This is a genomic window from Streptococcus mitis, assembly GCF_946188375.1.
GTDB classification, from domain to species: domain Bacteria; phylum Bacillota; class Bacilli; order Lactobacillales; family Streptococcaceae; genus Streptococcus; species Streptococcus mitis_CX.
In genome coordinates, this window is sequence record NZ_CAMHUS010000017.1 from 1 (window position 1) to 8,034 (window position 8,034).

An 8,034-nucleotide genomic window follows, 5' to 3' on the forward strand; every position below is an offset into this window, starting at 1 on the left:
CCCCCCCCCCCCCCCCCCCCCCCCCCCCCCCCCCCCCCCCCCCCCCCCCCCCCCCCCCCCCCCCCCCCCCCCCCCCCGCTTTATTTGTCTAAACATTCTAATATATTTTAAAGGAGGTTGTGAGTCTAATGAAAGGCAAACAACAACAAGATTTTCGAACGGAGAAGTACATTCGTTACGGTATTCGTAAATATAGTTTTGGAGCAGCTTCAGTAGCAATTGCAGCTGGTTTGATGTTCCTAGGAAACGGCGCAGTATCAGCGACGGAGGTTCAAGGCGCAGAAACTGCAGTAGCAGCATCAGCTCCAGCTGAAAAAGTTGATCAAAATACTGCGGAAGTGAAACCTGAGACTACAAAAGCAGAAGAAGCAAAACCAGCAGATAAAGTTGAAGAAGCTAAAAAAGTAAACAAGGCTATTCTTGAAGCAAGTATTGCTACTTTGGAGTCTAAACTTTCAACTGCTAAATACGCAGATGCTACAGTAGTAAACTCAGCTAAGGAAGTGTTGGCAACAGCTAAAGCAACTCTAGCTAAGGAAGATGCTAGCCAAGCAGATGTAGATGCACAAGCTGAAACTGTATCAGCTTTGAGCACAGTTGTAACAGAGTCAAATACTGCTGGTTTCGATAAGAAACAAGCAGCTGAAAAAGAAGCAGCAAAAGCTGAAGCAGAAAAAACTGCAACTCCAGCTGAAAAAGCTCTTTCAGTAGCAACAACAACTCTGACACAAGTATCATCAGAAGCTGAAGTAACTAACAAATTGGCTGAGACTGAACTAGCTAAGGCTGATGTCAAAGAAGAAAATAAGGCAGCAGTTACAGCAGCAGTCGCTAAAAACCAAGCAGTTCTTGCTGAAACTAAGGCTCTTTTGGCTGACAAAAGTGTAACTAAGGAGCAAGTAGATGCTCAATTGGAACGCCTCAACGAATCAATCCTTGCAGTTTACAATGAATTGAAAAATGCAGGAATTGGCCGTGACGGTAAGTTCTCAGTTAACCTAGATGAAACTCAAACAACAGCTCTTAAAGATGCAAGCACTGAAACAGGTGAAAAATGGTTAGCAGAACGTGGATATAGTTCATTATCTGATATCAAAGTCAAGACTGACAAAGCTGAAATTTCGAAACTAAATGATCAAATCCAATGGATTGACTTAGGAGATAAAGATGCTTGGACTAAATTAAAAGATAACGGACAACTTCAAGTTGGATCAGTTTATGAAAAAACATTAATTCCAGGTTATAAAGTTAAATTAACGGTTAAATCTCTAAAACCATTCCACTCAACAGAGATTTATAAGAATCGTGTGGCTGGTACTGCATATGGAAATTCTTATAGTGCTGATGCTGAAAATGCCTTTAACACAGATAATGGTGGAACTGGTATTGGGGCAGCACCTCAGCATAATAGATATACTGAAGTTAAACCTACGGGGATTGATACAGGGCCTACCGCCAAAACAACTCTATCTGGAACGAATGATAAAGGAACTCCGAGAAATGGTGTAGCAGCTGGGGTAGTTTTTGATGTTGAAGCTGAATACAACGGTAAAAAGGTGAAACCAGGGGTTGTGATGACATCTGGGGAACAACAAGTACGTAATGAGGTAGAGGTTTATACGACTAACGGTACACCATGGGAACTAGCTGGAATCGTAGGTAAAGCAGGTAAAGAGAATGTGTATCAACCTGGAACTATATTCAATAGCTTTGCTTCGATGGGTGGAGTAGAGAAATGGCTTTCACCAGAAGTCATTGCTGCGATTAAAGCGAAACAATTTATCACTCCTGACTCAGCAACAGCAGGTCTAGGATCTCAAGTTTTTGGGCCATATATCAATGATACTGATAAGGCTACACCAATCGTATCATCAGCTAATGTATCTGAAATAGGATTCTACATTATGACCTCTGGTGCTCAATCTTCAATGATTGGTATTAAGTTCTCAGACTTCGGAGATCTTCCAGAATCATATGGAGTTGCAGAGCACTTCCTAAGAACTCAAACTACAGACTGGACAACAAAAGCTATTAGGCAAATTCAACAACCATATTTAGGAACTGTTAAAGCAGATATTGACTCTGTATCTGGTAAACGTGTCCGTGGAATTGGTTCAGATGATCAAAACGATAACCCAGATGAAGGTGTTAAACAATTAATCGACCCAGCAGATGTACATGATAATGTAGATACTGATGAGCCAGAAGTTAAATTAGTAAAAGCTCCCGATGATACATATGAAGTAAACATCACAGCTTCAGTTAATGGTAATGATCAATTTAAAGAAACACAAGCACCTGCTTATGTTCGAGGATTTATCGATTTCAACCAAAATGGTAAGTTTGATGAAGATGAAGCTTCAGAAATTGTAAAAGTTACTGAAAATAATCAAAAAGTAACACTTAAATTTAAAAATACTCAGATTATCGATACAACAAAAGAAGCGGTGAACTTCCGTGTTCGTATTGCAACAGATGAAAGCCAAGTAGAGAAACCAATAGGTATAGCTTACTCTGGGGAAGTAGAAGATAACCAAATCCAAGTAGCTCTTCCACCACGCGGTGATAAAGAAGAAACTACAGGTGCACAAGGTGAAAAACAAACAATTGAATTTGAATTTGTTAATCGTGCACAAGGAACTCCTGGAACAGAATTAGGTTCTGGGAATGGTAAAACGACATTTAACTCTTATGGTAAAATTTACTACTCAGAACAACGTAACGAGATTAGTTTAGAGACTACCAAGAAAGCGCAAGCTGAAGGTGTGATGATCGTAAAAGCAGACGGATCATTAACAAAATCTCTAACAGTAACTGGTCAAGGTACTTATGAAGTAACTGATACGGGTGTAACCTTCACTCCAGAAGCTAATTTCGTAGGTACAGCAGATGGTATTGTACTTCGTGCTGTAGATGCTAATGGTCAAACTACTGGATGGACTGCTTTAACAGATCAAAATAAACTTGAAAATGTTAACAACGGTGGTCACTCAGCAGGTGATAAAAAAACGATGGATGCTGTTTATATCCCAACAGTAACTCCAAAACCAATCACTGCAGATCCAAAAACTTCTATTGATGTTCAAGGTAAAGAACAAAAAGAAACACCAGTATTCAAAACGGATGCAGGTAAAGATAACGAAAGAGTTATTACACCAAGCGCAACACATCCAGCAAAACTAATTGACCCAGTAACAAAAGCTCCAACAGATGCCAAAACTGTAACTGTAGATGGAGAGGGAACTTACACAATCAACCCAACAACGGGTGAAGTAACATTCCAACCACTTCCAACATTTACAGGTAAAGCTAAAGGAGTTGGTGTGTCATTAACAGCACCAGTCGGAGTTGATAAAACAGGAGCTGAAGTAACTTCAACAGCGACAACAACATACACTCCAGAAGTTACACCAGTAAAACCAACAGCAGAACCAGCTACTTCAACAGGAATCCAAGGTGAAACTCAAACAGGAACACCGACATTCACAGCAGGAAATGTAGCAGTACCAATTAAAACAGGTTCAGTTAAGTTATTAAATGCAGATGGAACAGAAGCTCAGGGAGCTGTACCAGCATTAGATCCTAAAGGGAACAAGGTTGGGGAATACACTGTGGATGCGACAACAGGTGTTGTAACATTCACGCCAACAGACAAAACTTATGTAGGACCAGTGGTACCTGCAAAAGTTCAAGCAGAAGATAACAACGGAACTAAAGTTGAAACAAAATATACTCCATCAATCGTAGGAGTGAAACCAACCGCAACTCCAGCAGATTCTTCAAACATTCAAGGTGCAGTACAATCAGGAACTGTAGCATTTGCACCTGGTAAAGCAACGATTGAAGGTACTGAAAAATCAGTAGCAATTAAAGAAAACTCAGCAGTTCTTCTTGATAAACAAGGAAACAAAGTTGCAGCAGGTACTTCAGTAGATGCTGAAGATGAAAATGGAAACAAAGTTGGGGAATACACAATTAACCCAGCGACAAACACAGTAACCTTTACACCAACCAATAAAGCGTACAAAGGTAAAGTTCTACCAGCGAATGTTCAAGCTGAAGATGAAAATGGAACAACTGTTAAAACAACTTATACTCCAAATATCGTAGGTGTAACACCAACTGCAGAACCAGCGGATACAACAGACATTCAAGGTGTAGAACAATCTAAAGAAGTAACATTCAAACCTGGTAAAACAACAATTAATGGTGAAGAGAAAGAAGTTCCAATCGATACAACTTCATTCAAATTGTTAGATGAAACTGGAACTCCAGTAGAATCAGTACCAGCTAAAAATCCAGATGGAAAAGAAATTGGTACCTACACACTTAAAGTGGTAGATGGTAAACCAACTGCGGTATTTACACCAACAGATAAAACATATGCAGGTGAAGTTAAACCAGTTACGATCCAAGCTAAAGATACAAATGGAACTCCAGTAACAACAACTTACACTCCAAACATTACTCCGGTAGCTCCAACAGGAACTCCAACAACATCTGAAGGTGTGCAAGGACAACCTCAAGAGGGTACACCTACATTTACACCAGGTGATGACAAAATCCCTATGAAGATTGATGCGACTCAACCTGCTAAATTAGTTGATCCAGCGACTGGAAACCCAATTGAGGAAACATCAATTCCAGCCAAAGACGCTAAAGGAAACACAGTTGGTACATACACTATCGAACCAACAACAGGTAAAGTAACATTCAAACCAAACAAAGACTTCACAGGTACTCCAGTACCAGCGACAGTTCAAGCAAAAGATGCGAATGGAACTCCAACTACAGCTACTTACACACCAACAGTTAAACCAGTTACTCCAGAAGGTATCAACACATTCACAGAAGATATCCAAGGTGCACCTCAAAGCGGTAAACCACAATTTACACCTGGTAAAACAACAATCAATGGTAAAGAAGTAGAAGTACCAATGGATGACAATACACCAGCTAAACTTGTTGATCCAACTACTGGTCAAGAAGTAACAAGTGTAACAATTCCAAATGAAGGTACTTATACGGTAGATGCAGATGGAACAGTTCACTTCACTCCAGCCCCACAATTCCATGGAAAAGGTCAAACATTAAAAGTTGTTCGTCAAGATACGAACGGAACAAAAGTTACTGCAGAATACACAGCAGTCGTTAAGCCAGCAACTCCAGAAGGAACAGAAGTTCTTACTGCAGGTGTTCAAGGTAAAGAACAAAGCGGAAGACCAAACTTCATCGGTGGTAAAGCAGAAGTTAACGGTGTAGAAAAAACTGTTGCTATCGATGAAACTAAACCAGCTAAACTAATTGATCCAACAACTAATCAAGAAGTTGATAAAGTTGTAATTCCAGGAGAAGGAACTTACACAGTTGCAGAAGATGGAACAGTGACATTCACTCCAGAAAAAGGATTTGTAGGAAAAGGTACAGAGTTAACTGTTAAACGTGTTGACTTAAATGGTACTCCAGCACTTGGTAAGTACACAGCGGTAGTAATTGGTACTAAACCAACTGCGGAACCATCAGTAACTTCAGATATCCAAGGTCAAACTCAAAGCCAACCAGTTAAATTTAAAGGTGGAACAGTTGAAGTAGAAGACCCAATCACAAAAGCTAAAACACAAGAGACTGTAGCGATTGATCCATCAACTTATACATTATTAAATGAAAATGGACAAGCAGCAGAATCAGTACCAGCGAAAAACCCAGCAGGTGATGTAGTAGGTACATACACTCTTGTTAAAGAAGAAGGTAAAGATCCAGTTGCAGTCTTCACTCCAACAGATAAATCTTACACTGGGGAAGTTAAACCAGTAACAGTTCAAGCGAAAGATACAAATGGAGTTGCAGTAACAACAACTTATACTCCAAATATCACACCTGTTAAACCAACAGCTAAGTCAGCAGTGTCAGAAGGTGCTCAAGGTCAAGAACAAAGTGGAACTCCAACATTCACTGAAGGACACACTAAAGCTCCAATCGACACAACAGTACCAGCTAAATTAATCGATCCAAAAACTGGCCAACCAACTGACGAAAAATCAGTAACAGTACCAGGAGAAGGAACATATACTGTAGCTGAAGATGGAACTGTAACGTTCAAACCAGAACCAAACTTCACAGGTAAAGCAACAGGTGTTGAAGTTCAACGTGTAGATACAAATGGAACTCCAGCAACAGCTAAATACACACCAACAGTTAAACCAGTAACACCAACATCAGATGATGCAATCTCAGAAGATATTCAAGGTGCAAAACAGACTGGTACTCCAGTATTCACACCAGGTAAAACAACAATTAACGGTCAAGAAGTAACTGTAGAGCTAGACCCTGCAGTTAAACCGTCATTAGTAGGTGCTGACGAAGAAGGTAAAGTGGTAGTGCCAAACGAAGGAACATACACTATCGATGAAAATGGTGTCGTAACCTTCACTCCAGAACCAAACTTCACAGGTAAAGCTAGCGGAGTAACAGTTAAACGTGCTGACAAAAATGGTACAGAAGTAACTGCTAAATACACTCCAACTGTTAAGCCAGTAACACCAACAGCTAAAGATACAACTACAACAGACGTTCAAGGTGTTACTCAAAAAGGCAAACCAGAATTTACACCAGGTAAAGCAACAGTTGACGGTGTAGAAAAAACTGTAGACTTATCTGATAAGCCAGCTAAATTAGTAGATCCGAAAACAGGAGATCCTGTAGAATCAGTAACTATCGAAGGCGAAGGAACTTATACAGTAGCTCCAGATGGAACAGTAACATTTACTCCTAATAAAGATTTCACAGGACAAGCTACAGGTGTGACTGTGAAACGTGAAGATAAGAACGGAACACCTATTACTGCTAAATACACTCCAGTAGTATTACCAGTAACACCAACAGGAAAAGATGTAACTTCTATCGGTGAAAAAGGTGAAAAACAATCAGAAACACCAGTATTCAAAGCAGGAACAACTAAAGTAAATGGTAAAACAGTAGTAATCCCAATCGATGAAACTGTAGCGCCATCTCTTGAAGGTGCTGATGAAGAAGGTAAAGTAGTAGTACCAAACGAAGGAACATACACAATTGATTCAACTGGTAAAGTAACCTTCACTCCAGAACCAAACTTCGTAGGGAAAGCAAGTGGTGTAACCGTTAAACGTGTTGACGAAAATGGAACACCAGTAACTGCTACTTACACACCAACAGTTTTAGGTAAAACTTCTACTAAAGATGTGACATCTGAAGGGGCTAAGAATACTCCACAATCAAATACTCCAGAATTCAAAGGAGATGTGGATACAACAGTGCCTCCAACATTTGAAGATGGAAAAACTACGAAAGAAGTACCAGGACAAGGAACATACACAATCGACAAAGATGGTAAAGTAACCTTCACTCCGAAAGAAGACTTCGTAGGAACAGCTACACCAGTAGAAGTAGTTCGTAAAGACAAAAACGGAAGAACAATTAAAGCTTCTTATACACCAACTGTACGTCCTGATACTAAATTCGTAGTAGTAGGAAAAGATGGTAAAGAAACTGAACTACTTCCATCTAAAGACGGTGAAAATCCATCAGAAAAAGTCCCAGGATACAAAGTTGTTAAGACTGAAAAAGATGAAAAAGGTAACACTAAACACATCTATGAAAAAGTAACAACAAAACATGTTGATTCTAAAGGAAATCCAATTCCAGGAACAACAACAGAAGAAGGGGAAAATCCTAAGAAAGACATCCCAGGCTATAAATTCGTAACCACAAACAAACTTCCAAATGGAGATACAGAGCACGTCTATGAAAAAGTTATCACAACATTCGTAGATACAGAAGGACACCTCATTACTGTTGATAAAGACAACAATCCAGTGGTATCAACAGAAGAAGGAACAACACCTAAGAAAGATATCCCAGGTTACCGTTTCGTAGAAACCAAGACTCTAGAAAACGGGGACACAGAGCACGTTTACGAAAGAGTCACAACTTCATTCAAGGATAAAGAAGGAAAAGAAATTCCAAATTATCCAACAGAAGAAGGGGAAAATCCTAAGA

1 protein-coding gene is annotated in these 8,034 nt (G+C 39.8%); it reads left to right on the top strand.

All coding sequences use genetic code 11. From position 1 onward, the window contains the following. Positions 1 to 128 precede the first annotated feature (128 nt). Positions 129 to 8,034 (top strand): Ig-like domain-containing protein (locus tag N8M16_RS09960; RefSeq protein ID WP_261070138.1); only part of this gene is annotated, 7,906 nt, incomplete at its 3' end.